Annotated in this window: 18 protein-coding genes; 8 read left to right on the top strand and 10 right to left on the bottom strand. The window is 71.8% G+C overall.

Annotation, left to right across the window (positions count from 1 at the left end; translation table 11 throughout):
* Positions 1 to 20: 20 nt before the first annotated feature.
* The 5 genes from ACWD02_RS18500 to ACWD02_RS18520 all read right to left on the bottom strand — a co-directional run bounded on the left by ACWD02_RS18500 (position 21) and on the right by ACWD02_RS18520 (position 7,403).
* Entirely contained in the window at positions 21 to 1,970 is a 1,950-nt protein-coding gene (locus tag ACWD02_RS18500) for an ABC transporter permease/substrate-binding protein (RefSeq protein ID WP_451211429.1), read from the bottom strand.
* Positions 1,960 to 3,477 carry a sugar ABC transporter ATP-binding protein gene (locus tag ACWD02_RS18505; RefSeq protein ID WP_451212050.1) on the bottom strand — a complete coding sequence of 506 codons (1,518 nt, stop codon included), beginning with the start codon at positions 3,475 to 3,477 and terminating at the stop codon, positions 1,960 to 1,962. Before ACWD02_RS18505 ends, ACWD02_RS18500 begins: the two co-directional genes overlap by 11 nt.
* A 65-nt stretch (positions 3,478 to 3,542) precedes the next feature.
* Positions 3,543 to 4,559 (bottom strand): LacI family DNA-binding transcriptional regulator, encoded by a 1,017-nt coding sequence (locus tag ACWD02_RS18510; protein WP_451211432.1) that lies wholly within the window; start codon positions 4,557 to 4,559, stop codon positions 3,543 to 3,545.
* A 155-nt stretch (positions 4,560 to 4,714) separates the two neighbouring features.
* Positions 4,715 to 5,992 (bottom strand): DUF1266 domain-containing protein, encoded by a 1,278-nt coding sequence (locus ACWD02_RS18515; RefSeq protein ID WP_451211433.1) that lies wholly within the window; start codon positions 5,990 to 5,992, stop codon positions 4,715 to 4,717.
* 190 nt (positions 5,993 to 6,182) lie between these two features.
* Positions 6,183 to 7,403 carry a hypothetical protein gene (locus ACWD02_RS18520; protein WP_451211436.1) on the bottom strand — a complete coding sequence of 407 codons (1,221 nt, stop codon included), beginning with the start codon at positions 7,401 to 7,403 and terminating at the stop codon, positions 6,183 to 6,185.
* A gap of 222 nt (positions 7,404 to 7,625) precedes the next feature.
* Between ACWD02_RS18520 and phsA the strand changes: the two genes are divergently transcribed.
* Positions 7,626 to 9,569, top strand: a complete 1,944-nt coding sequence (gene phsA, locus ACWD02_RS18525; protein ID WP_451211438.1) for an O-aminophenol oxidase PhsA — start codon at positions 7,626 to 7,628, stop codon at positions 9,567 to 9,569.
* Here the strand turns inward: phsA and ACWD02_RS18530 are convergent.
* Positions 9,557 to 9,910: a hypothetical protein gene (locus ACWD02_RS18530; RefSeq protein WP_451211441.1), complete on the bottom strand. Its 354-nt coding sequence runs from the start codon at positions 9,908 to 9,910 to the stop codon at positions 9,557 to 9,559. The genes phsA and ACWD02_RS18530 overlap by 13 nt on opposite strands.
* 111 nt (positions 9,911 to 10,021) lie before the next feature.
* Between ACWD02_RS18530 and ACWD02_RS18535 the strand changes: the two genes are divergently transcribed.
* Together ACWD02_RS18535 and ACWD02_RS18540 are read left to right on the top strand one after the other, a co-directional pair.
* Positions 10,022 to 10,855 (top strand): PDZ domain-containing protein, encoded by an 834-nt coding sequence (locus ACWD02_RS18535; protein ID WP_451211444.1) that lies wholly within the window; start codon positions 10,022 to 10,024, stop codon positions 10,853 to 10,855.
* A 133-nt stretch (positions 10,856 to 10,988) separates the two neighbouring features.
* Positions 10,989 to 12,113 (top strand): M24 family metallopeptidase, encoded by a 1,125-nt coding sequence (locus tag ACWD02_RS18540; protein WP_451212053.1) that lies wholly within the window; start codon positions 10,989 to 10,991, stop codon positions 12,111 to 12,113.
* A 42-nt stretch (positions 12,114 to 12,155) separates the two neighbouring features.
* Here ACWD02_RS18540 and treZ read toward each other — a convergent pair whose 3' ends face one another.
* Positions 12,156 to 13,901 carry a malto-oligosyltrehalose trehalohydrolase gene (gene treZ, locus ACWD02_RS18545; RefSeq protein WP_451212055.1) on the bottom strand — a complete coding sequence of 582 codons (1,746 nt, stop codon included), beginning with the start codon at positions 13,899 to 13,901 and terminating at the stop codon, positions 12,156 to 12,158.
* A 134-nt stretch (positions 13,902 to 14,035) separates the two neighbouring features.
* On the opposite strand from treZ, the gene ACWD02_RS18550 reads away from it, so the two are divergent.
* Positions 14,036 to 14,587, top strand: coding sequence for an FHA domain-containing protein (locus tag ACWD02_RS18550; RefSeq protein WP_451211447.1), 552 nt, complete (start codon positions 14,036 to 14,038; stop codon positions 14,585 to 14,587).
* Here ACWD02_RS18550 and ACWD02_RS18555 read toward each other — a convergent pair.
* Complete coding sequence (locus ACWD02_RS18555) at positions 14,547 to 15,851, bottom strand: M14 family zinc carboxypeptidase (RefSeq protein ID WP_451211450.1); 1,305 nt, start codon at positions 15,849 to 15,851, stop codon at positions 14,547 to 14,549. The two genes, ACWD02_RS18550 and ACWD02_RS18555, sit on opposite strands and share 41 nt — an antisense overlap.
* Positions 15,852 to 16,067: 216 nt before the next feature.
* Here ACWD02_RS18555 and ACWD02_RS18560 point away from each other — a divergent pair, with 216 nt between their 5' ends.
* On the top strand, positions 16,068 to 17,159 hold the full coding sequence (locus tag ACWD02_RS18560; RefSeq protein ID WP_451211453.1) for a cytochrome P450: 1,092 nt from the start codon (positions 16,068 to 16,070) through the stop codon (positions 17,157 to 17,159).
* On the opposite strand, the gene treY is transcribed toward ACWD02_RS18560, so the two are convergent.
* On the bottom strand, positions 17,139 to 19,595 hold the full coding sequence (treY, locus tag ACWD02_RS18565) for a malto-oligosyltrehalose synthase (RefSeq protein ID WP_451211457.1): 2,457 nt from the start codon (positions 19,593 to 19,595) through the stop codon (positions 17,139 to 17,141). The genes ACWD02_RS18560 and treY overlap by 21 nt on opposite strands.
* A gap of 81 nt (positions 19,596 to 19,676) precedes the next feature.
* Here treY and ACWD02_RS18570 point away from each other — a divergent pair, with 81 nt between their 5' ends.
* Positions 19,677 to 20,984, top strand: coding sequence for an MFS transporter (locus ACWD02_RS18570; RefSeq protein WP_451211460.1), 1,308 nt, complete (start codon positions 19,677 to 19,679; stop codon positions 20,982 to 20,984).
* Here ACWD02_RS18570 and glgX read toward each other — a convergent pair.
* The gene (gene glgX, locus ACWD02_RS18575) at positions 20,959 to 23,067 is read right to left on the bottom strand and encodes a glycogen debranching protein GlgX (RefSeq protein WP_451211463.1); all 2,109 of its coding nucleotides are present in this window, start codon (positions 23,065 to 23,067) and stop codon (positions 20,959 to 20,961) included. The genes ACWD02_RS18570 and glgX overlap by 26 nt on opposite strands.
* Positions 23,068 to 23,226: 159 nt before the next feature.
* Between glgX and ACWD02_RS18580 the strand changes: the two genes are divergently transcribed.
* Both ACWD02_RS18580 and ACWD02_RS18585 read left to right on the top strand, forming a co-directional pair.
* Positions 23,227 to 24,012 carry a Tat pathway signal sequence domain protein gene (locus ACWD02_RS18580; protein WP_451211466.1) on the top strand — a complete coding sequence of 262 codons (786 nt, stop codon included), beginning with the start codon at positions 23,227 to 23,229 and terminating at the stop codon, positions 24,010 to 24,012.
* A 64-nt stretch (positions 24,013 to 24,076) separates the two neighbouring features.
* On the top strand, positions 24,077 to 25,393 hold the full coding sequence (locus ACWD02_RS18585; protein ID WP_451211469.1) for a copper amine oxidase: 1,317 nt from the start codon (positions 24,077 to 24,079) through the stop codon (positions 25,391 to 25,393).
* Positions 25,394 to 25,443: the final 50 nt, after the last annotated feature.

Genomic DNA, 25,443 nt, shown 5'->3' on the forward strand with positions numbered 1-25,443 from the left:
TGCGGCGCGTGGAGGTGCGGTCAGGAGAAGTCGGCCACGTTCTTCTTCGTGACCACCTTCACCGGGACCTTCACCATCGTCTCGACGTCCTTGCCGCGCGCCGCCTTCACCGCGTTCCGCACGGCGATCCTGCCCAGCTCCTTCGGCTGCTGCGCCACGGACGCGTACAGCGTGCCCGCCTCAACGGCCTGGAGGCCGTCGGGAGTTCCGTCGAAGCCGACCACCGAGACCGACTTGCCCGCCTTGCCGCCGAGTGCCTTGGCTGCGCCGAGGGCCATCTCGTCGTTCTCGGCGAAGACGCCGTCGATGCCGGGGTTGGACTGCATGAGGTTCGTCATGACGTCCAGGCCCTTGGTGCGGTCGAAGTCCGCGGGCTGCGAGGCGACGACCTTGATGCCGGGGTACTCCTTGATGCCCTCGGCGAAGCCCTTGCCGCGCTCGCGGCTCGCCGACGTGCCCGCGACGCCCTGGAGCGTGACGATCTTGCCCTTGCCGCCCAGCTTCTCCGCGAGGGTCTTCGCCGCGAGCTTGCCGCCCGCCACGTTGTCGGAGGCGACGAGCGTCGCCGCCTTCGCCTTGTTCACGCCGCGGTCGGCGGCGATCACCGGGATGTCCGACTTGTTGGCGCCCCGCACCGCCGGGCCCACCGCGTCCGAGTCGACCGGGTTGACGATGATCGACTTCATGCCTTCGCCGGTGAAGTTCTGCAACTGGTTCGTCTGCTGCGAGGCGTCGTTCTGCGCGTCCGTCACGGTCAGGTCGATGCCCGCCTTCTCGGCCTCCGCCTGCGCGCCCTCCTTCATCTGGACGAAGAAGGGGTTGTTGAGGGTGGAGAGCGACATGCCGACCTTGGTCGTCGTGCCGGAGGAGGAGTCCTTGTTGAAGACGGAGATGCCACCGATGACGGCCGCCACCAGCACGGCCGCGAGACCGAGCTTCAGCACCTGCGGCCCCTTCTTCCCGCCGCCCGCTGCCGCGCCCGTCGAGGCTCCGGGAGTCGCCCCGGCCTTACGGCGCAACGTGTCGAGCAGGACCGCCAGCGCGATGACCACGCCGATCACGACCTGCTGCCAGAAGGCGGACACGGACAGGAGGTTGAGGCCGTTGCGCAGGACCGCCAGGATCAGCGCGCCGATCAGGGTGCCGGACGCCTTGCCGACCCCGCCCGCCAGGCTCGCGCCGCCGATGACGACCGCGGCGATCGCGTCCAGCTCGTAACCCTGCGCGGCCTGCGGCTGCGCGGAGACCAGCCGGGAGGCGAGGACGATGCCCGCGACGGCGGCGAAGAGGCCGGAGAGGCCGTAGATGACGAGCTTCTGGCGCTTCACGCGAAGGCCGGAGAGGCGGGCGGCCTCTTCGTTGCCGCCGATCGCGTACATGGAACGGCCGATGTACGTGCGGCCCAGGACGAGCGCCGTGATCAGCCCCATCGCGACCATCACGATGACCGGGACCGGCAGCCAGCCGCCGATGGTGTCACCCAGGTTGGAGACCGAGTCGGGGAACGGGATGGGGCTGCCCTGAGAGATGACCAGGGAGAGACCGCGGGCCACCGACAGCATCGCCAGCGTCGCGATGAACGGCGGCAGTTTGCCGTACGAGACGAGCAGGCCGTTCACGAATCCGCACGCGATGCCGGTGCCGACCGCGAAGATGATCGCGAGCCAGACCGGCAGCCCCTGTGAAGTCGCCGTCCAGGCAAGGACGGTGGCCGAGAGCGCGGCCACCGAGCCGACCGACAGGTCGATGCCCGCCGAGACGATGACGAAGGTGACGCCGAACGCGAGGATCGCGGTGACGGCGGCCTGCACGCCCACATTGAGCAGGTTCTGGGTGGTGAGGAAGTCCCCGGACAGCAGCGACATCGCCACCAGGAGGACCACCAGGGCGCTCAGCGCGCCGTTGTCGAGCAGCACGCGGCGCAGACCGGTGGCGCCACCCGCGTTGCTCTTCAGCGTTTCAGTGGCCACGGGAGGCCTTCCCTTCGGTTGTTCCGTTCTGGACTGCTGCGGGTGCTTCCGTCGCGGTGGTGCTGACGGCCAGGGCCATCACCGCGTCCTGTGTCGCGTCGTCCGCCGCGAGTTCGCCCGCGATGCGGCCCTGCGCCATGACGAGCACGCGGTCGCTCATGCCGAGGACCTCGGGCAGATCGCTGGAGATCATCAGGACCGCGTGCCCGGAGGCCGTCAGTTCGTTGATGAGCTGGTAGATCTCGACCTTCGCGCCCACGTCGATGCCGCGGGTCGGCTCGTCGAGGATCAGGACCTTGGTGTCGGCGAGCAGCCACTTGCCGATGACGACCTTCTGCTGGTTGCCGCCGGACAGCGTGCGTACGTGCTGGCCGAGCCCGGCCATCCGCACGCCGAGCTGCTCGGCGATCCGGGCCGCCGCGACGCGCTGGCCCTTGAGGTCCACGAGCCCGGAGCGGGTCGCCGAACGCAGCGTCACCAGACCGAGGTTCTCCTGCACGGAGGCGTCGAGCAGGAGTCCCTGGCCCTTGCGGTCCTCCGGTACGAGGCCGATGCCCGCTCCCATCGCGGCGATCACGTCGTGCCGGGGCAGCCGTTCACCGCGTACGTCGACGGAGCCCGCGTCGTACGGATCGGCGCCGAAGACGGCACGCGCCACCTCGGTCCGCCCCGCGCCGACGAGCCCCGCGAGGCCGACGACCTCGCCGGCCCGCACCTCGAAGCTGACGTCGTGGAAGACGCCGTCGCGAGTGAGGCCCCGCACGGAGAGCAACGCACCCCCGGTGTCCGGGCGTTCACGCGGATACTGCTGCTCGATGCTGCGGCCCACCATCAGGCGCACGAGCTCGTCCTCGGGGGTCGAGGCCGGCACCTGGTCGACGCTGCGGCCGTCGCGCAGGACGGTCACGCGGTCACCGAGCGCCGCGATCTCCTCCAGGTGGTGGGTGATGAAGACGACGCCCACGCCGTCCGCGCGCAGCTGCCGCACGATCGCGAAGAGCTTGTCGACCTCCTCGCTCGTCAGGACGGCCGTCGGCTCGTCCATGATCAGGACGCGGGCATCGAGGCTGAGTGCCTTGGCGATCTCGACCATCTGGAGCCGGGCGATGCCCAGTTCGCGCACCTTGGCGCGCGGCGAGACCTGGACGCCGACCCGCTTCAGGAGTTCCTCGGCGGCAGACTCCATCGCCTTCCGGTCGATCATCCCGAAGCGGCGCGGCTGGCGGCCCAGGAAGATGTTCTCGGCGACGGTGAGGTCGGGTACGAGGTTGAACTCCTGGTAGATCGTGGCGATGCCGAGCCGCTCGGCGTCCTGCGCCCCGTGGATGCGGGTTTCCTCGCCGTCCACGAGGATGCGGCCGCTGTCGGGGCGGTAGGCGCCGGAGAGCATCTTGATGAGCGTGCTCTTGCCCGCGCCGTTCTCGCCGAGCAGTACGTGCACCTCGCCGCGGCGCAGGTCGAAGTCGACGGAGTCGAGCGCGACGACGCCGGGGAAGGTCTTGCGCATCCCCTCGATCCTCAGCAATTCGTCGGGGCCGCCGCCGGCGCGGCGCGGCAACTCGTCCGTGTCGCTCACGTGTTGCTCCTCTGCTCGGTGGGGGACGCGCCGCAGGAGCGGCGTACGACGAGACGGGCGGGCAGGGTCACCGACTGCGGGTGCCTGCCCTCGATCCGGTCGACCAGGGCCTGCACCGCGGCCCGGCCGAGCTCTCCGGTCGGCTGGGCGATGGCGGTGATCGGCGGATCGGTGTGCACGAACCACGGGATGTCGTCGAAGGCGGCGAGCGCGATGTCGTGCGGCACGCGAAGGCCGCGGGCGCGGATCGCGTCGAGCGCGCCGAGAGCCATCAGGTTGTCCGCGGCGAAGATGACCTGGGGCGGCTCCGGCAGCGCCAGGAACCGCTCGGTGTTCCGGCGCCCGCTGTCGGCCTGGAAGTCGCCCTGCCCGATGTGGTCGTCGGGCAGCGGGAGCCCGTACGCGCCGAGTGCCTCGCGGAAGGCCTCGACGCGCTCGCTGCCGGTGGTGGTGGCAGCGGGCCCGGCGATGATCGCGAGCCTGCGGTGGCCGATGGCGTGCAGGTGGGCGACCAGGTCACGGACGGCGGCGCGGCCGTCGGCGCGGACGACCGGGACGTCCACGCCCGGGATCCAGCGGTCCACGAAGACCATCGGGGTGCTGGAGCGCGCCGTGTCGAGCATCAGCGGGGAGCCGCCGTCGGTGGGGGAGACCAGGAGTCCGTCGATCCTGCGGTCCAGGAGCGTGCGCACATGGTGGTCCTGCAGCTCGGGCCGCTCGTCGGCGTTGCCGATGATCACGCTGTAGCCGAGCGCGCGGGCCGCCTCCTCGACGGAACGGGCCAGGGCCGTGAAGTACGGGTTGAGTACGTCGCTGATGACCAGGCCGAGCGTGCGGGTCTGGTCGGTGCGCAGCGAGCGGGCGACGGCGTTCGGGCGGTAGCCGAGGCTTTCCACCGCGGCGATGACGCGGGCGCGGGCGGCCGGGCTGACCGAAGGGTGACTGTTCAGGACGCGAGAGACCGTGGCGACGGATACGCCTGCCTCGGCTGCGACGTCCTTGATGCTCGCCATCGCCGGTCCACCTCCTCGTGGAATCGATTACACGGAGGATTGGAATCGATTACACGGACGGGTGGCAAGACCCTGACGGGACAGCGAGACCAGATTGTGATGCGAGGCGCTCAGGTGAGCGGAGTGGTCCGGGAGCCCGCCGGGCGGCTACCGGATCATGCGAAGGGCACCGTCAGCCACGGGCTGTCCGGATCGGAGACCAGCTCGCGGTGGGCCTGGAGCACCGTCGTGTACCAGTCGCCGAACTGCTCCTCGTCGAAGTGGAGGCAGCGGCCAAGGACGTACCCGGCGGAGAACTCCTCCCACGAGGCGTACGCCGACGACCTGGCCGCGCGGCTCACGCGCTCGACCGCCGCCTCCAGCTCCGCATGGGTCGCGTACCGGGCGCCGCGCCCCCAGCGGGCCATCTTCGAGGCGCGCCCGATGTCCCAGGCCGCCACGGAGCGGACATGACCGTCGGGCGGCAGGAGCCCGTCGGCGCGGAAGCGGGACTCGTAACGGATGACCTTGCCCACGAGGCCGCGCAGCGCGGCCACGAAGTCGTCCAGGTCGGGGTCGTCACCCGGCTTGTGCGGGGAATCGGGGCCGCCGGACTCGGCCGTGCGGTCACGGATCGTCACTTCCACGCACTCGCGCCACAGCTCCGGGTCGACGCGCGGCCCGAACCGCTCGATCAGCGACGTGCGGGCGCCGAGCACGAAGTCCCAGTACCACGGGCTGACTTCACGCTGCAGGAGTCGCTCCTGCGTCGCGAGCCAGTCCGCACGGCTGTGCACGTCCCACCACTCCGCCAGGCGCTCGACCTCGGAGTTGTAGCCCGCGCCGTGCCAGTCGAGGGTGTTCCAGGCGTCGCCGTTGGCGAAGCAGAGGTGGGCGCCGCAGGCCAGGCCGTGCAGCAGGGCGGGGGAGTCCGGGGCGCCGGTGCGGCGGGTCTCGACGCGATCGTGCAGACGGCCGTCGACGTAGAGGTCCGCGTGCAGGTCCGCCCAGACGTCCCGCTCCTCCTCGGTCGTCAGGTAGAACTGCTGGCAGGGTGTGGCCGCGTTGATGACCAAGATGTCGATGTCGTCGGGCAGTTGGTCCGCGAGCGTGCCGAGCGTGACGAACTCGTACACCACCTCGGGGTGCGGGCGGGGGAGCAGCCCGACGGTGTACATCTGCGCGATCCGGCGGCCGTCGGGTATGTCGACGGAGAGGACCGGGCGCTCGGTCGCGCCCGGCTCGACGTCGGCCACCGCGACCGGGCGGTAGAGGCCGGTGACGGCTATCGCCCGCAGGTAGGTGTACGAGTCGTCGGCCTCGCACAGTTCGTACAGGTGCTCTTCGAGGTCGGCGGGCGCCTGCCAGGGTGAACCGTCCGCGGGTGCCTCGACGTTCGGGAAGACGTCGTCGTGGTTCTCGTCCTCGGCTGCGGGGACGGCTGCGCCGTGCATGCGGGGGTCTCCGTGGTCAATGGCGCGCGGGCGCGCGGGGCTCGCGGTGGATCTTGAACCGTATCCGATGGCTTCCGCGCCCCGGCACCTGGACCGGCGGCGAACCCAACCCGTTGATGAAGTGGGACACGGGGTGCGGCCCGGGGCCGCGTGGGCCTCAACCCCCGCAGCCCAAGGGTGCGTTGGGTGTCTACGATTCCGTGGCCGGGGTGTCCACCGCCTGCCGTTCCAGCGAGGCGATGCGTGCGTCGGCGGCTGCCCGGCCCTGGTCGGTGTCCTGCAGTGACCGGTGCAGGCGCGCTGCCCGCATCGCCTGGGTGTAGTCACCGATCCGTGCCAACTCATCCCGCAGTACTGCCAGTTGTGCTGCGTCGGGGCCGGTGTCGTCCAGCTCGCGGATCAGGTAGGCGCGGGCCGCCTCCACCATGCCCTGCTCCCGTGCGAGCTCCAGCCAGGTGGATTCCGGTTCGTCGTCGGGGTCCATGCCGTAGTTGGAGTCGTCGAACGAGCGCGCCCACTCGCGCACCTGACCGGCCTCCCGCGGAAGACCGGCAAGACCGCACCAGGTGTCGTACGTCGTCTCGTGGACCTCGCGCAGCAGCGGCAGGTCCTCCGCCAGGCCGTGGAGCCCCACGAGGACGACGGCGAGCCGCAGTTCGTCGGACATGGGGGCGTCCGCCTCATGCTTGAGGAGGTGGCGCAGGAGAGGGCGGTCCGTGTTCCGCCGGTCGTACTGCGCGGCACGCAGCGCCGCCACCCTGCGGGCCCGGCTCCCCGCCACGGCGTCCCAGACCGCGCGGTCGCCCGTCCGCAGCAGGGCCAGGTCGCTGCGGCCCCTGGCGAGCACCAGCTCCCACAGGGGCGGGCGCGGATGCGGATCGAGACGCCTGTACGCCAGGTGCTCGACGGCGTTGAGGAGGAGGTGGTCCGGTTCGGTGCGCAGGAGTGCGGCGTGCAGGCGCGCGACGAGCTGCAAGGGGGAGCGCTCGGGCAGCCCGAGCCCGGCCCGCAGCTCGGTGCGGCGCGCGTCGAGATCGGGCACGCAGTCCTCGCGGAAGTCGCCCTCCGTGTCGGCGATCTCCGCGAGTATCCGTGCCTCGCCGTCGGTCGGCGACAGGCCCACGTAGTCATGCCAGCCGGGCAGGCCGACGAGGATCTCCAGGGCTTCGTCCACGCTGTCCCCGATGGTCCCGGCGGACCCCTCGGAATCGGCGTACAGCACGGAGCCGTCCCCGCACACGAAGTACGTGCCCCCGGAATCGTCCCCCGCGATCGGTTCCAGCGGACCGCCCGACGCCAGGCGGACCTCTTCGACGTGGTCCGCGCGGGACAGGTCGAATGCGAAAGGGAACGCGGCCAGCTCGGCCAGGCGCGGGTCCTGACGCAGCAGACGGAGTGCACGTTCGGTCATGTTCCGAAAGTAACAGCGGTCCCTGACAGCAGACCCACAACAGGACTCACCGATTCCCTATGTGCTTTCCGATACTTTTCCTGCGGAATGGGGGATTCGTGGAACTTGGCACGGGCGCCGGGAGTCTTCTTGTGTGAGGGGGGCGGCCACTGACCGGGCCACCCAACCGGCCGCGCCACAGCGGCCATTGCGTTTGCATTGATCAACACGGGGGTGTTCATCATGACCGACATCATCGAGCGCGCAGCGGACCGATCGACAGGTGTGCCGGCCGGCGCGGACCCGCCCGCGCGGGCACAGGGGGAGCTCACGCCGTTCGTCGCGCCGTTGCCGGTGCCACCGGTCCTGCGGCCGGACTCCGTCGACGTACGCGACGAGACAGACGTGCCCGCGGAGACCGAGATCGCGCTGCGCCCGGCCTGGATCCGGCTGCACCCGCAGCTGCCGCCGACCCTGATGTGGGGGTATGACGGCCGTGTGCCGGGCCCGACGATCGAGGTGCGCCGCGGCAGGCGCGTCCGGATCGCGTGGACGAACCGCATCCCGAAGGACAGCGAGTATCCCGTCACCGCCGTGGAGGTCCCGAGGGCCGTCCCGAGCCCCGGCACCCTGCCCGGGCGCGCGGGTGTCGAGCCGAACAAGGACGTGGCCGCGCTGCCCGCCTGGTCGGTGACGCATCTGCACGGCGCGCAGACCGGCGGGGGCAACGACGGGTGGGCGGACAACGCGGTGGGCTTCGGCGACGCCCAGTTGTCCGAGTATCCGAACGACCACCAGGCGGTGCAGTGGTGGTATCACGACCACGCCATGAACATCACGCGGTGGAACGTCCTGGCGGGGCTTTACGGCACGTATCTCGTGCGGGACGACGAGGAGGACGCGCTCCGTCTGCCCTGCGGTGAGCGGGAGATCCCGCTGCTGCTCGCCGACCGGAATCTGGACACGGACGAGGACGGCCGGCTGAACGGCCGACTGCTGCACAAGACCGTCATCGTCCAGGCGAAGAACCCCGAGACGGGCAAGCCGGTCTCGCTGCCCTTCACGGGCCCGTACAGCACGGTGAACGGCCGCATCTGGCCATACGCGGACGTCGACGCGGCCTGGCACCGCTTCCGCCTGGTGAACGCGTCGAACGCCCGTATCTACGACCTCGTGCTGGTCGACGAGGACAACAACCCGGTGCGGGGCGTCATGCACCAGATCGGCAGCGACGGCGGTCTGTTGCCGCGCCCGGTGCCGGTCGACTTCGACGACGCGCTGCCCACGCTCACCGTCGCCCCGGCCGAGCGGATGGACCTTCTGATCGACTTCCGCGCGCTGGCGGGCCGGCGGGTGCGTCTGGTGAACAAGGGCCGTGGCCAGGCACCCGGAGTGCCGGACCCGGCGAACGACGTGCGGTATCCGCAGGTCATGGAGTTCCGCGTGCGGGACGCCGAGGCCGATGACCCCTTCTCGCTCCCGGAGGTCCTCTCGGGCTCGTTCCGCCCGCTGAGCCACGACATCGACCACGGTCACCGCCTGATCGTCCTGACACCGCCCGCCACGAAGGGTGGCGGCGGCCACCCGGAGATCTGGGAGATGGCCGAGATCAAGGACGCGGGCGACGTCCGGGTCCCGACGGAGGGGATCATCCAGCTGCGAGGCGCGGACGGAAGGACCAAGACCTACCGCCGCACGGCCCGTACGTTCAACGACGGGCTCGGCTTCACCCTCGCCGAGGGCAGCCACGAACAGTGGAGCTTCTTGAACCTCGCGGTGAACCCACCGGTGACGCACCCGATGCACATCCACCTGGCCGACTTCCAACTCCTGGGCCGCGACGCGTACGACGTGTCAGGCTTCGACGTCGCCGTGGGCGGCACCCTGGCCCCGATCGCCTTCGACCCGAGGACGGAGATCCCCCTCGCCCCGAACGAGCGGGGCTGGAAGGACGTCTTCCTGGTCCCCGGCGGTCAACTGCTGCGGGTGATGGGCAAGTTCGACGGCGCGTACGGCCGCTTCATGTACCACTGCCACCTCCTGGAGCACGAGGACATGGGCATGATGCGTCCCTTCGTGGTCATGCCGAAGGAGGCCCTGAAGTTCGACCACGGGGCGGGGCACGGTGGTCATGGCGGCGGGCATGGCGGGGCCGGGACCGGTGGCGAAGGGGGTCACACGGGCTGACAGAGCCCCCGGGCGGACAGCCAGTCCCGCAGGCCATCGGCATCCACCAGCGGGAACTGGCCGTCCTTGCCGCAGTCGAGGTCACCGCCCGACCCGCTCAGGTGCAGGGTCAGCTGCTCGACATGCCGGCCGCGGGCATCGCTGAGCGTGAACCGCAGATCGCCCCAGCACATGCAGCAGAAGGCGTCAGCGGTCAGGTCGACCGCCAGCAGCCGGGACAGCTCGCGCAGTTCGCCGGGGTCGCGCACGTCGCGCTCCAGCTCCGGTTCGCCCATCGTCCCGGTGATCTCGACTCTGGTGGTCCGGGCCCAGAGGGCCGTGAGGTCGGCGGCTGTCGTCATGCGGTCACGGTATCCACCGCGTCGGCCGTGAAGGACGCACACATGGACGTCACTCGTTCGTGAATCGTCGCGCCGCATCACGCCGGGTAGGGCTGTGGCCGGAGGCGAGCCATGGAACAGACTGCGTTGCGTCCCAAGCCGATGCCCGGACAGGAGCCCGGCACAGGCGGCAAGTTCAGCAGAGGCGGCAGAGGCAGCAGAGACGGCAGATTCGGTGCGGGCCAGAAGTTCGGCGTCGGGCGAAGGCTGGGCATCGGGCGCAAGGCCCGCGCCGGGCAGACACCCGGCACGGGCCGCGGATCCGGTACCGGCCACCGTCCGCACGCCGCGCGGCGGCGCGGGCGGCGGCTTGTCACCCTGCTCTTCGGGCTGCTCTTCTCGGTCGTCCTCGTGCTGGCGGGGGTGGGGCTCGGCACGGTGAGCGCCACCGTCATCGGCATGAGCAAACTCGCCGACATGCAGAAGCAGGCACAGGCCGCCCAGGGCGGCGCCAAGGGCGGCGCCAAGGGACAGGGCGGTCAGGCGACTCCGGATGGGCAAGCGGCTCCACATGGGCAAGCGGGCCCGGGCGGCCCTGCCGGGCCCGGTACGCCCGCCGCTCCGGGCCGGGCGTCCAAGCCCGCCGCCCCGCCGGAGCCGCCGCGGAAGGAGCCGGGCGGCGGCGGGGAGCGGACCGCACGCCCCACGCTCGGCGTGGAGGCCGTCGACGCCCCCAGGGGCCCCGGGGCCCTGCTCGTCGGCGTGCACAGCCCGGGGCCCGGGTACACCGCGGGGCTCGTACGCGGCGACGTGCTGCTCGCCTTCGGCAAGACCCGCGTCGCGTCGGCCAAGGCGCTGGCGGCCGCGGTCGCCGCCGCTGCCCCGGGAAGGAACGTGACCGTGACCGTCCGCCACCAGAACGGAGGGCGGCAGTCCCTGTCGGTGACGCCGGGCTTCGTGACGTGAGGCGAGCGAGAGGACATGAGGTGACGTGACCGGGGCCGCCGTAATCGGCTCGCGCATGCCCTGGGGCAGGGGCAGGATCGGCATCATCGGCACCGTGCCGTACTCGCCGCAGCGAGCAGCCCTGGAGGCCCCCATGACAGGCATCCCCGCGCCTTTCACCGCCGACGACTACAAGGCCCGAATGGACCGCGCCGCGGCAGCCGCGGCGGACGCGGGGCTCGCCGGACTGCTCGTCGCGCCGGGCCCCGACATGGTCTGGCTGACGGGGTACGCACCGACTGCCGCCACCGAGCGCCTCACCGTCCTCGTGCTCGCCGCGGGCCAGGAGCCGGTGCTCGTGGTGCCCACCCTGGAGGCCCCGGACGCGGAACTGGCCGCGGGCGCGCGGGCGCTCTCCCTGCGGGACTGGACCGACGGCAAGGACCCTTATGCCGCGACAGCGCCGCTCCTGGACGTCGACGGCCGCTTCGGGATCAGCGACAACTCCTGGGCCATGCACCTCCTGGGCTTCCAGAAGGAACTGCCGAACACCTCCTACGTATCCCTGACCGAGGCGCTCCCCATGCTGCGCGCCGTCAAGGACGCCGCCGAGCTCGAGCGTCTCGCGGCGGCGGGAGCCGCCGCGGACTCGGCGTACGAGGAGATCAAGAAGGTCCCCTTCGCGGGCCGCAAGGAGACCGACATAGCCGCCGACCTGGCCGATCTGCTGCGGCGGTTCGGGCACTCCCAGGTCGACTTCACCGTCGTCGGCTCCGGGCCGAACGGCGCCAACCCGCACCACGAGGCGGGCGGCCGCGTCATCGGGAACGGCGACATGGTCGTCCTCGACTTCGGCGGCCTGCTGCACGGCTACGGCTCGGACACCTCGCGCACCGTGCACGTGGGCGAGCCCGGCGCCGAGGAGCAGCGGGTCCACGACATCGTGCGCGAGGCGCAGGAGGCCGGCTGCGGCGCGGTGCGGCCCGGTGCCGCCTGCCAGGACGTCGACAGGGCGGCACGGGCGGTGATCACCGATGCCGGATACGGCGAGAACTTCATCCACCGCACCGGGCACGGCATCGGCGTCACCACCCACGAGCCGCCCTACATGATCGAGGGCGAGGAACTGCCGCTCGTCCCCGGCATGTGCTTCTCCGTGGAGCCCGGCATCTATCTGCCGGGCCGCTTCGGGGTGCGCATCGAGGACATAGTGACGGTCACCGAGGACGGCGTACGGCGCCTCAACTCCACGCCGCGCGAGCTGGCTGTCGTCAACTGACCGCCCGCGCGGGCTTCCTGAGCCGGTCCGGCCGGTCCGGCCTCATGGTGTCGCGAGCACCGCGCACGACTCGGCGGGCAGCCGCAGCACCCCGTCCGCCCCGGGCGCGGTGACCGGTTCCCACGCCGCGAGCACCCGGGCGCCCCGGCCGCCCAACGGGATGTCGGCCGGCTCCTTGCCGATGTTCACCGCGATCCGCAGGTCGCCGCGCCGGACCGCGAACCAGCGCCTCTCCTGGTCGTACGCGACCCGCAGCGCCGCCAGGTCGGGGTCGCGGAGGTCGCCGCGGGCGCGGCGCAGGGCGATCAGCTCGCGATACCAGGCCAGCACGCGCGCGTGGGGGTCGGTCAGGGGCTCGGCCCAGTCGAGACAGGAGCGGTCCCTGGTGGCCGGGTCCTGCGGGTCGGGGATGTCGCCCTCGGCCCAGCCGTGCGCCGCGAACTCCCGCCGCCTGCCCCGGCGCACGGCTTCCGCGAGCTCGGGATCGGTGTGGTCCGTGAAGAACTGCCACGGGGTCGCGGCGCCCCACTCCTCGCCCATGAAGAGCATCGGCGTGAACGGTCCGGTGAGGGTGAGTGCGGCGGCGCAGGCGAGCAGACCGGGGGAGAGGGTGGCGGAGAGCCGGTCTCCTTGCGCTCGATTGCCGATCTGGTCGTGGGTCTGGGTGTAGCCGAGGAAGCGGTACGCGGGCGTCCGGGTGCGGTCCACGGGACGGCCGTGCCGGCGCCCGCGGAAGGTCGAGTACGTCCCGTCGTGGAAGAAGCCGCCGGTGAGCGTCTTGGCGAGCGCGGCGAAGGGTGCTCGGGCGAAGTCCTCGTAGTAGCCGTGTGCTTCCCCGGTCAGCGTGGTGTGCAGCGCGTGGTGGAAGTCGTCGTTCCACTGCGCGTGCAGGCCCATGCCGCCCTGAGCGCGCGGGGTGATGACCCGCGGATCGCCCTGGTCGGACTCGGCGATCAGCGAGAGCGGCCTGCCGAGCTCGTCGGACAGCTCGTCCACGGCCGCCGACAGCTCCTCCAGGAAGTGGCACGCGCGCGTGTCCCGCAGCGCGTGCACCGCGTCCAGGCGCAGGCCGTCCAGGCGGTAGTCGCGCAGCCAGGCGAGCGCGCTGCCGATCAGATACGCGCGCACCTCGTCCGAACCCGGGGCGTCGAGGTTGACCGCCGCGCCCCAGGGGGTCTGGTGGGTCTCCGTGAAGTAGGGCCCGAACGCGGGCAGATGGTTGCCGGACGGGCCGAGGTGGTTGTGGACCACGTCGAGCACGACGCCGATGCCGTGCGCGTGCGCGGCGTCGACAAATCGTTTCAGCGCTTCGGGGCCGCCGTACGGCTCGTGCACGGCCCACAGGGAGACACCCTCGTACCCCCAGCCGTGCCGCCCGGGGAACGGGCAGAGCGGCATCAGCTCCACATGGGTGATGCCGAGCTCCGCGAGGTGGCCGAGCCGCCCCGCCGCCGAGTCGAGCGTGCCGTCCGGTGTGTACGTCCCCACGTGCAGCTCGTACAGGACCGCGTCCCGCACTCCGCGCCCCGTCCAGGGCGCCCGCCAGGCGTACCGGTCGTGGTCCACGACGGCGCTGAGGCCGTCGGGGCCGTCCGGCTGGCGACGTGAGCGGGGGTCGGGCAGCACGGGGCCGTCGTCGAGCGAGAAGCCGTATCGCGCCCCGTCGGCGGCGTCCGCGGCCACTCTCCACCACCCGGCCCGGCCCTCGGCACGCTCAAGCGCACGCGTGCTGCCCTCGCACAGCAGTGCGACGCGTTCGGCTCCCGGTGCCCACACCTCGAACTCCACCGACAGTTCCCCCTTGTCCGCCATCCGCCGTCGTCCGTCGTGTCCGTCCTGTCCATCGTGCTGCAGAAGTGATCGGTTCGCGGTCGTTACGCGTTTTCTGGACACCCCGGCCGAGCTGACCGACAATCACCAGGGTGACGTCGTCCTTTGAGATCCACACGTACCCCGCGCGGCTGACCGACGCCGAGCGCGACAGGGCGCTGAAGGTGCTCAGGGAGGGCGCTGCCCTCGGCAAGCTGTCGCACGACACGTTCGTGCGGCGCATGGAGCTGGCGCTCGCCGCCCGGCAGCCGGACGAACTCGCCGCGCTCACCGCGGATCTGCGGACCGAGGGCCGTCTCTCGCGGGCGGTGTTCGGCACCGTCGGCGCGGTCTCCGGGTTCACGGTCCGGCTGCGCAGGGCCTGGCAGGCCGAGAAGCTCCCGAAGCTGCTCCTGCCGGTGCCGGGGAACCCGTATCCGCTGCGGATCGGCCGCGACCCCGCGAACGGACTCAGGCTCAGTCACGAGACGGTCTCCCGGGTGCACGCCGAGCTGAGCAGGCAGGGCGGCATGTGGGTGCTGCGCGACCTCGGGTCGACCAACGGCACGTCCGTGAACGGCCGCAGGGTGATCGGCGCTGCCGTCGTCCAGGACGGCGATCAGGTCAGCTTCGGCAAGATGGGCTTCCGCCTGTCCGGTTCGTAAGCCCCGCACTTGGCTGGTCGGCCCCCACGCGCGCGTGGCGTGCGGCCGCGACCGTCGTCCGTGACTGGTGCTCGACCTGATCCTCCAGCGGCACCCAGCGCGCCCTGAACCGCTCGGCGAACGCGTCGCTCCACCGCAGGACGAGCCTCTCCAGGCGGGGCGCCGCCGGGTCGCCCGCCGTGTCGAGGACCCGCAGCAGCATCGCGGCGGACCGCAGCGGAAGACGGCGGCCGAAGGCGTCGACGCTCCCGATGTACGCCTTCGACGTCCCCGCGGGCGGCAGCCTGGCCCAGTCGTCGGCGAGGCCGGGCACCAGGTCGAGCGCCCAGCGCGCCGCGCGCAGCAGCGGCCCCTGCGCCTCAGGGAGCCGTGGCAGCGCCTCGCGCAGGATGTCCTCGACCAGTCCCGCGTCGTGCCGCAGCCGCCGTGAGAAGCCGCGCAGCGCCCGCACCGGGAAGGGATGGACGGCCGCGTCGTCCACGAGGTCGCTGGCCCACATGGGGACCTCGACGATGGCGGTCAGGCCGCCGTACCGGTGGGCGTGGTGCCAGGTCGTGTGCCGGGCGTCCTCGGGGAGGCTCGGGTAGGCGGCCGCCGAGCCGGGCCCGGGAAGCACATGAACCCCCGGCCCCGAGACCGGCCAGCCCGCGGCGTCCGAGGCCCCCGTCTCCACCGGTATGTGCAGCTCGGCCGCGGACTTGGCGAACGGCTCCGCGAGCCCCGGGATGTCCCGCGTCAACTGCACCCAGCTGCCGCCGAGATCGGTGCCGTGCAGCGACACCTGCAAGTAGGGCCGCAGTTCGTCGATGACGCCGGTCAGGGCGCGGGTCTCGGGCGGCAGCCGGTCGGGCGGCAGCACCGAGGGAGACCACTCCGGCTGCTCGGGGCCCGCGGGGCGGAAGAAGTGCCGGTGGTAGTCGAACAGGGTGCGCGGGGCCGGCGTGCGGTGCAGGTTCGCCCCGTCCGGGTCGGCGCACAGCAGGAAGTGCCAGGAGGTGTCGGCGCGCAGGTCCTCGTCCCGCAGGGCCCGTTCCGCGAGGTTCAGCAGCGTCGAGCCGCCCGTGGGTTCGTTCGAGTGCGCGCCCGCGACGACCAGGACGGCACGCGGGGAGCGGCCGACGGACAGCAGGTGCAGAGGTCTTCCGGCGCGCGATGTGCCCACTTGACGCAAGGTGCTGAGCTCGGGGCGGTGGGCGGCCAACTCGCGGGCGGACAGCACGAGTTCGGCCACATTGGGATAACGCTGGTCCGCCAGTTGACTCACCCCCGCCTTGTCCGCTGACGCAATCCGCAGTACGCCACGCGGTCGGGCACGTGTCAAGCGGGTGGCCCAAGGGATGTCAGCCCACGTCGGCGTTGCCCCGCAGCGTCACTCGAATGGGTGTATGCGGACTGCGTGCGCCGCCCCGCGGTGGTCCCCTGAGATCCACCGACCACGCCCGTTCCGGCGGGGGTGCCCAAGAGGAACGGGGAGTCTGCCGTGTTGTCGAGCTCGGCCCCCCACGGGCACCTTCTGCCACCGGCCCCGCTGCCCAGCCTGCTGTCCGCCGACGTGGCGCGCGACCCCTACCCGCACTACCGGCTCCTCCGTGAGCGCCACCCCCTCGTCCGCGACGAGCTTCTCGGGGCCTGGCTGCTCAGTCGGTACGCGGATGTGCGGACCGCGCTCGGCGACGTACGGCTCGGTGCGGCGGGGGCCGGGCCGAGCCCGGTCCGCCGCAGGCTCGTCGAGCCCGCGCTGCGGGCCGCCGCCGAACGCACCGCCTTCGTCCTCGCGCGGCGGATGGCCGGGCGGCACGAGGTCGACCTCGTCGCCGAGTTCAGCGCCTGGCTGCCCGCGGCCGCCGCCGTCGCCGCGCTCGGGCTGCCCTGGGAGGACGCCGCACGGGTGCGGGAGTGGTGCCGTACGGCGCCCGCGCACACCGGTGGCCCGGACCCGGGGCTGGCCGCGCTGCTGCGCCCCCACGTGACGAGGCGGCGCGCCCACCCCGGCCGCGATCTGCTCTCCGTGCTGTGCGGGGCGCGCACGGACGGGCGGGCCCTCTCCGACGAGGCGGTCACCGCTCTCGCCGAGACGCTCCTCATGGGCGGCGGCGAGGCCGCCGGCCTGGCACTGGCCTCCTTCCTCGCCAACCTCCTCGACCACCCCGCCCAGTTGGCGCTCGTGCGCGCCCGCCCGGGGCTGATACCCGGCGCCTGGGCGGAGTCCCTGCGCCGTGACCCGCCCGCCCAGGTCGTGCTGCGCCGCGCGCTCGCGCCGATATCCCTGGGCGGCACCACGCTGCCCACGGGCGCGATGGTGGCCTGCCTCATAGGCTCCGCGGGGCGTGACCCGTTCCGCTTCGCGGACCCCGACCGCTACGACATCTTCCGCCCGGACCCGGCGCACCTGGCGTTCGGCGCGGGACAGCACTTCAGCCCGGCCGCCGCTCTGGCCGCGCTCACCGCCGAATGCGGCCTGCGGGCCCTCCTCGACGCCATGCCGGGCCTGCGCTGGGCGCCCGGAGCCAGGCCCGCGCCCCAGGGCGTGATGGCGCGGGCCCCACGCCGGCTACTCGTCCGCCCCTGCTGAGTCCTCACCCGCGTCCGTCCCGGCCGCCGGGACCCGCTCCAGCAGCACCACCGGCAGCTCCCCGAAAAGCTCCGCCACGCGCGCGTGCCCGGTGAACTCCCGCCCCCGGGTGAGCAGATCCGTCCACCGCCCCTTCGGAAGCTCCAGTTCCGTCGAGCGCCAGCCGCCCGCCTCCGCCAGCCGCAGGGAGAGCCGGCTCACCGCCGCGATCACCTCTCCGGAGCGAGCGAAGGCCACGCAGTGCGCGGCGCCGGGACCCCGCGCCGCCAGTGGTTCGTACGTCGCGGCGCCGCCGAACAGCTCCGGGCGGCGCCTGCGCAGCCGCAGCGCGGTCGCCGTCAGCGCCAGCTTCTCCTCGGAGAGGTCCCAGCGGTCCCGGTGCTGTTCCAGGTACTCCAGGACATGGGGCTGGAACCGCACGGGCCGCCGGTTGTCCGGGTCCACCAGGGCGCGGTACTCGCCCTCCGTGCCCTGGTAGAGGTCGGGCACCCCGGGCATCGTCAGCTGGAGCAGCGTGGTCCCCAGGATGTTCGCCCGCACATGGGGCCGCAGCCCGTTCGCGAACTCCGCCACGGTGTAGAGCGGCGGCCCGCAGGGCCCCGCCTCCACGAACGCCGTCACGGCCTTCTCGTACGCCTCGTTCGGCTCGGTCCAGCTCGTGTGCAGGCCCGCCTCGCGCACGTGCTTGAGCAGCGCCTTCTGCAGCCGCTCGTCGTAGGGGAAGCCGAACCCGACGGCCGTCTGCCAGGCGGCCCAGGCCAGTTGGGGGTCCGGTGCGCTCGCGCCGCCCATCCGCGCGGTCTGCTCGGTCACGTCGACCAGGAGGTCGGCCCACTGATCGGGGCACTGCGAGAGGACGGCGATGCCCGCTCGTACGTCGGCGCTGCGCTTCGTGTCGTGCGTGGTGAGCACCGTGCCCGAGTACGGCCAGTCGCGCTGCACGCGCGCGCAGTACGCGTGAAAGGCCTCCGTGGACACCGCGGGACGCTCGGGGGAGCCGCCCACCTCTGCGGCCGAGAGGAGCGGCGCGTGCCGGTAGAACGCCGTGTCCTCGACCGCCTTGGCCCGCAGCGCCGACGAGATCTGCGCGAACCGCGCCCGGAAGCCGTCGACCGCGGGCCCCGACCCCAGCCGTCCGAGGACCAAGTCCCGTACGACGTCGACCGCCTCGGCCTCCTCCCGCACCGCGAAGGCGGCCTTGGACTCCTCGGCGGCCCCCACCGTGAGCACCGAAGCCGGTTCGGCGCCCCCGGAGACGTACGGCCGGTAGACGGGAAGCCGCACCAGCAGCTCCAGGAGCGCGGTGCGCAGGGCCCACGGCGCGTGGTCGCGCAGAGCGGGGTCCGCGGCGCACAGGGCGGTCGCCTCGCGCGTGAGGCGGTCGGTCTCGGCGGCCAGCTCATGGGTGAGCACCTTGTACGCCGCGCGCCGCACCGTCGCGTCCCAGTCGCCGCCCCGGTCCACCGCGGGAGCCGTGAAGCGCCGGTACTGGCCGAGGAGCTCGCCCGCCCCCGCCGGGTCCGTGAAGAGGCCGTCGAGGTGGCGCAGCGCGTCGTACCCGGTGGTGCCCGCGACGGGCCACGCGGCCGGCAGCCGCTCCCCGTCGGCGAGGATCTTCTCCACGACCGTCCAGCGCCCGTGCGTGGCCTCCTGGAGCCGCTGGAGGTAGGCCCCCGGGTCCGCGAGCCCGTCCGGGTGGTCGATGCGCAGCCCCTCCACGACCCCTTCCCGCAGCAGTTCGAGGATCTTCGCGTGGGTCGCGTCGAACACCTCGGGGTCCTCGACGCGCACCCCGATGAGGTCCGAGATGGTGAAGAAGCGCCGGTAGTTGAGCTCGGTACGGGCAAGGCGCCACCATGCGAGCCGGTACCACTGGGCGTCCAGGAGCCGGGGCAGCGGCAGCTCGCCGGTGCCTTCCCGCAGCGGGAACGCGTGTTCGTGGTAGCGCAGCACGTCGCCGTCCACCCGCAGACTCGCCAGCTCGTCCCCGACCCCGCGCCCGAGCACCGGGAGCAGCACGCGCCCGTCGCCCGCGTCCCAGTCGATGTCGAACCACCGCGCGTACGGCGAATCGGGGCCCTCCCGCAGGACCTCCCAGAGGGCGTGGTTGTGGCGCGGCACCGCCGCCATGTGGTTCGGCACGATGTCCACGACAAGGCCGAGCCCGTGCGCCCGCGCGGTGCGTGAGAGGGACCGCAGCCCCTCCTCGCCGCCCAGCTCGCCCCGCACGCGCGCGTGGTCCACGACGTCATAGCCGTGCGTGGACCCCGGGACGGCCTCGAGCACCGGCGACAGATGCAGGTGCGAGACCCCCAGCGATGCCAGGTACGGGACGGCCGCCTCGGCGGCGTCGAACGGGAACTCCGGCTGAAGCTGCAGCCGGTACGTGGCGGTGGGCGGCGGCGGGACCGCGGGCTCTGGGCGCTCAGGCGTCATGCGAACGTACGTACCCGCCTGGCGGGCTTTCGTGCCATCGACTCATGCTTCTGGGCGTCATGGTGTGACTAGCTTCGGACGATGGCTGCAAAAGCACAGGTCGCACAGGACGCGCACGAGGGGCGGAAGGAGGGGCGGAAGGAGGACCGGGGCGCACCCGGTCTCCTGGACACCTACCGGGTGGTGATCGGGCACACCGGAACCCTCCTGCCGGTGATCTCGTTCCTCGGCAGGCTTCCTGTCGCCATGATCCAGTTCGGCAGTGTCCTGCTGGTCACCGAGACCAGCGGATCGCTCGCCACGGGCGGCGTGGTCGCCTGCGCGCTCGCGCTCGGCCAGGTGACCATGGGCCCGCTCGTCGGCCGCCTCGCCGACCGCCGGGGCCAGCGCCCCGTCGTCCTCGGGTTCTCGCTGCTCAACGCAGTGGCGATCGCGGTCTACACGCTCGGCGCCCTGCTCGAACTGCCCACGCCCGTGCTCGTCGCCCTCGCCGTGCTCGCCGGCGCGAGCATCCCGGGGATCGGCCCGCTGGCCCGCGCACGCGCCGTCCCGCTGGTGCGCGAGGCGGGCGGTGACGACCGTCTGGTGAACACCGTCCTCTCCCTGGAGAGCACCATGGACGAGCTGTCCTTCGTGCTCGGCCCCGCCTTCGTGGGCCTGGCCGCGGTGGCGGGCCACCCGGCGTACGCCTTCGGCGCCGCCGCGGTCCTGGTCGCCGTCTGCGGCTCCGGCTTCGCGCTGCACCCCACGGGCCGGACCCCCCGCGTGACGGGGCAGGCGGCACGCGCGCGTGGCGGCCGCGAGCGCCTCCCGCGCCAGGTCGTCGTCGTACGCGTCGGGCTCGTCTTCGTCGGTGTCCTGCTCGGCGCCTGTGGAGCGGGCATCACGGCCCTCACCGAGGAGTTGGCGCAGCCCGGCCAGGCGGGCCTCGTCTACGCCGCCATGGGCGTCATGAGCGCCGTCGTGGGGCTCTCCATGGCCGCGCTGCCCGAGCGGTTCGGCCTGTACGCGCGCTGGCGCGTGGCGACGGCCGCCGCCGCGCTGCTCTCGCTGCCGCTGGTGTGGACGGACAGCATGACGGCCCTGTACCTCGTGGTGACCGTCTTCGGCGCCGTGTACGCCCCGAACCTGATCACCGGCTTCGCGCTCACGGAGCGCTCCTGCCCGCCGCGGCGCCTCGCCGAGGGCATGACGTTCGCCGCGAGCGCCTTCGTCGGCGGCCAGGCGGTCACCCTCGCGGTGGCGGGCCGCCTTGCCGAGTCCCACGGCCCCGGCGCGGCGTTCGCACTCGGCAGCGTGGCAGCCGCCGTCGCGTTCCTCGTCGCGCTGGTGGCCCGCCCCCCGGCGGAGGGCAGGCCGCAGGTCACGCCGGGCGCCGCAGGACGGTGAGGCTTCGGTCGGTGAGCGTCAGGCGCTCACCGGCCCCCGCCTTCGGACCCGAGTCCGGCGCCACGCCCTCCGCCCGCGAGGTGTCCACGACCACCTGCCACTGACGGCCGTGATTGACCGGGACCACGAACTCCAGCGGTTCCGCGGACGCGTTGAACATCATCAGGAACGAGTCGTCCGAGATCCGCTCGCCCCGGGTGCCCGGCTCGGAGATCGCGTTGCCGTTCAGGAACACCGTCAGCGCCCGTGCCTGCGACGCGTCCCAGTCCTCCTGCGTCATCTCCTCGCCCTCCGGCGTGAACCAGGCGATGTCGGAGAGCTCGTCGTGCGTGCCCTCCACCGGACGGCCGTGGAAGAAGCGCCTCCTGCGGAAGACGGGGTGGTCGCGCCGCAGCCACGCCATCGCGCGCGTGAACTCCAGCTGAGCGCTCTCGCCCTGCGGCCAGCGCACCCACGCGATCTCGTTGTCCTGGCAGTAGGCGTTGTTGTTGCCTCCCTGCGTCCGGGCGAACTCGTCGCCGTGGCTGAGCATCGGGACGCCCTGCGAGAGCATCAGCGTCGCGATGAAGTTGCGCATCTGCCGCTCGCGCAGTTCCCGGACGTCCGGGTCCTCGGTCTCGCCCTCGGCCCCGCAGTTCCAGGAGCGGTTGTGGCTCTCGCCGTCCTGGTTGCCCTCGCCGTTGTCCTCGTTGTGCTTCTCGTTGTACGAGACGAGGTCGTACAGGGTGAAACCGTCGTGACAGGTGGCGAAGTTGATCGACGCCAAGGGTCGTCGCCCGTCGTCCTGGTAGAGGTCGGACGAACCGGTGAGCCGGGACGCGAACTCCGCGAGGGTGCGCGGTTCACCCCGCCACAGGTCGCGCACGGTGTCGCGGTACATGCCGTTCCACTCGGTCCACAGGGGCGGGAAGTTGCCCACCTGATAGCCGCCCTCGCCGACGTCCCAGGGTTCGGCGATCAGCTTCACCTGGCTGACGACCGGGTCCTGCTGCACGAGGTCGAAGAACGACGACAGGCGGTCCACCTCGTGGAACTGGCGCGCGAGTGTCGCCGCGAGATCGAAGCGGAAGCCGTCCACGTGCATGTCGGTGACCCAGTGCCGCAGCGAGTCCATGATCATCTGGAGTACGTGCGGCGACCGCATCAGGAGCGAGTTGCCGGTCCCCGTGGTGTCCATGTAGTAGCGGGGATCGTCCGTCAGGCGGTAGTACGAGGCGTTGTCCAGGCCCTTGTAGGAGAGCGTGGGACCCAGGTGGTTGCCCTCGGCCGTGTGGTTGTACACGACGTCGAGGATCACCTCGATGCCCGCCTCGTGCAGCGCCTTCACGGCCTGCTTGAACTCCAGGACCTGCTCGCCCCGGTCGCCCCACGAGGCGTACGCGTTGTGCGGCGCGAAGAAGCCGATCGTGTTGTAGCCCCAGTAGTTGTTCAGGCCCATGTCCACCAGGCGGTGGTCGTTCACGAACTGGTGCACCGGCATCAGCTCCAGGGCCGTCACCCCCAGCTGCACGAGGTGATCGATGACCGCCGGATGCGCGAGCGCGGCGTACGACCCGCGCAACTCCTCCGGCAGGTCGGGGTGGAGCATGGTCAGGCCCTTGACGTGGGCTTCGTAGAGGACCGTCTCGTTGTACGGGGTGCGTGGCGGCCGGTCGTCCCCCCAGTCGAAGTAGGGATTGACCACCACGGAGGTCATCATGTGCGGCGCCGAGTCCATGTCGTTGCGCTTGTCCGGGGCGCCGAAGCGATAGCCGTACACCTCCTCGCCCCAGTCGACCTTGCCGCTGACCGCGCGCGCGTACGGATCGAGCAGCAGCTTCGCCGAGTTGCAGCGGTGCCCTTGCGCGGGGTCGTACGGACCGTGCACACGGAAGCCGTACCGCTGGCCCGGCATCACGCCGGGCAGGTACGCGTGCAGCACGAACGCGTCGGACTCACGCAGCTCGACGGCCGTCTCCGAGCCGTCGTCGTGCAACAAACAGAGCTCTATGCGGTCGGCGGCCTCGGAGAAGACCGCGAAGTTCGTGCCGGCGCCGTCGTACGTGGCACCGAGTGGATACGCCTGCCCTGGCCACACCTGCATGCATACGACTCTTCCACTACCGCCCCCTCGGCTCGGGGTCACTTTGGTCAGAGTCTCCCCGAAAGTGGGGCAACCACGCGGGAGTTGAACCCGTCTAACCGACCGACCACATACTCGGTATGCCCCTTTGTAGGGGCTCGTGGGGGAAAAGGGGAGTAAGTGCGAGAGCTAGTCAGACGCCACCTGGGGAAGGTGGTGGCGAGCGCGGCAGTCGCGGTGGCCGCCACCGCGGTGCTGGTGGGCGTCACACTGCCGGGGGCAGGCGAGTCGGGGGGCCGCCAGGCCAACGCGGCGGACGCGAAGCAGAACGCGATCGCGAAGGACGGCGTCGTCGAGGCCGCGCCCGACGAGGGCGAGAAGGGCATAGGCAGCGACCCGCTGACCGACGCGGAGATGGAACGGGCCGAGAAGGCGTCGGTGTCGGGCGCCCTGCGCTCCAGCGCCAGGGACGTCGAGGGCGACCGCGGCCCGCAGCTCCTGTCGACCAACCTCAGTGAGCCCGAACCCACCGACGCGGGCGCCGCGGCCCCGCGCCGCGCGGAAGTCGTCTACTACGACTACAAGAAGGACGCGGTCATCACCAAGACGGTCAATGTGGAGACCGGCAAGGTGGAGAACACGAACACCACGCAGAACGTCCAGCCGCCGCCCAGCCAGGAAGAGCTCGCCGAAGGCGCCCAGCTGCTGATCGGCGACCCGCTCGGCAAGGGCCTGAAGAAGGACTTCAAACACGCCACGGGCAAGGCGCTGACCGGGCCGGGACAGCTTCAGCTGAGCGGCATGGTCTTCCGCAAGGAGACCGTCGAGCGTGTGCCGGCCGGCCTCGCCGAGTGCGGCAAGCACCGGTGCCTGCAGGTCGTCACCAAGGTCAAGAACGGCCCGTGGATCGACACCAGGTCCCTCGTCGTCGACCTGAGCACCCGCTCCGTGGGCCGCCTCGGCTGACCGGGGCCGGACCCGCACGACACCACACTTCTGCTTCTCCTCGTACGAGGGAGTTCTCACCGCAATGCACGTCAACAGACTTTCGCGCGCCCGCAAGAGGGCCGGCCTGGCCCTCGCGGTCTCCGCGCTGATCGGCGGCGTCGTCACCGTCGCCTCGCCCGCATCGGCCACCCCCAAGGCGCCGAGCGCCCCAGCGGCGGCCGCCGACTGCAGTGACGCCTACAAGATCGAGCAGACCGTCGACGGCGGCACGACCTGGCGCATGTGCTGGCACTACAACACGCTGTCCGGCCTGATCCTCGACAAGATCAGCTACCAGCCCAAGGACGAGGCCAAGCCGATACCCGTCCTGACCAGCGCCCGCCTCGCGCAGGTCCACGTCCCCTACGACGACGGCGAGGCCGAGTACGACGACGTCACCGGCACCGACTTCGGCCAGGCCCTGCAGAACCTGAACCCCGGCGAGTGCCCCGGCGGCACCATCAAGACCGTGAAGGTCCCGCAGCGGGGCGACGTGAAGGGCCTGTGCACCACCACGCGCGCGCGTGGACACGCGTACCGCCTCAACGACGACGAGAGCACCGGCGGCACCGGCAAGGTCTTCACCGGCCAGGGCAAGGACCTGCTCGTCTACACCGTGAACAAGGCCTCCTGGTACGAGTACATCACCGAGTGGCGGTTCTCCTCGGACGGCACCATCACCTCCCAGGTCGGCGCGACCGGCAGCCTCTCGCCGTATGACTACGACGGCGGCGACAGCCGCGGCTGGCCCATCGGCAAGGGCGACCAGGCCAAGGCCGAGAGCCACGCCCACAACGTCTTCTGGCGGCTCAACTTCGGCCTTGACGGCTCCCCGAAGGCCAAGGTCGAGCAGTACGACTCCAAGGTCACCCCGCCCACCGGCCAGGGCAGCCCCACCACGAAGACCACCCGCACCAAGGTCACCAAGGAACTCGCCGGTGACCGCAAGGACATGCGCTGGTGGCGCGTGGTCAGCGGGGCGGGCAAGAACAAGGACGGCCACCCCCGTTCGTACGAGATCGTGCCCGGCGCCAGCACCAAGCACGCCGGACGCCCCTTCACCAAGCACGACGTGTACTTCACCGAGTACAAGAAGTGCGAGCAGTACGCGAGCAACAACCCGGGGTGCGCCAACGGCGTACCGGACAGCGTCGACAAGTGGGTGAACGGCCAGTCCCTCACGCACCCGGTCACCTGGGTGCACGTCGGCTTCCACCACATCGCCCGTGACGAGGACCAGCAGCCCATGCCGGTCCACTGGCAGGGCTTCTCGCTGGCCGCGCGCGACGTGACCGCTATGAGCCCGCTCACTCCGCAGGACCTCGCCGACCAGAACGGCCAGCCGCCGCTGGGCGGTTGAGAATCCACCCTCCCCATCCGGCTGCACCGGCCGCCGCTCCCGGAGTACCC

Source organism: Streptomyces sp. NPDC002853, assembly GCF_053591915.1.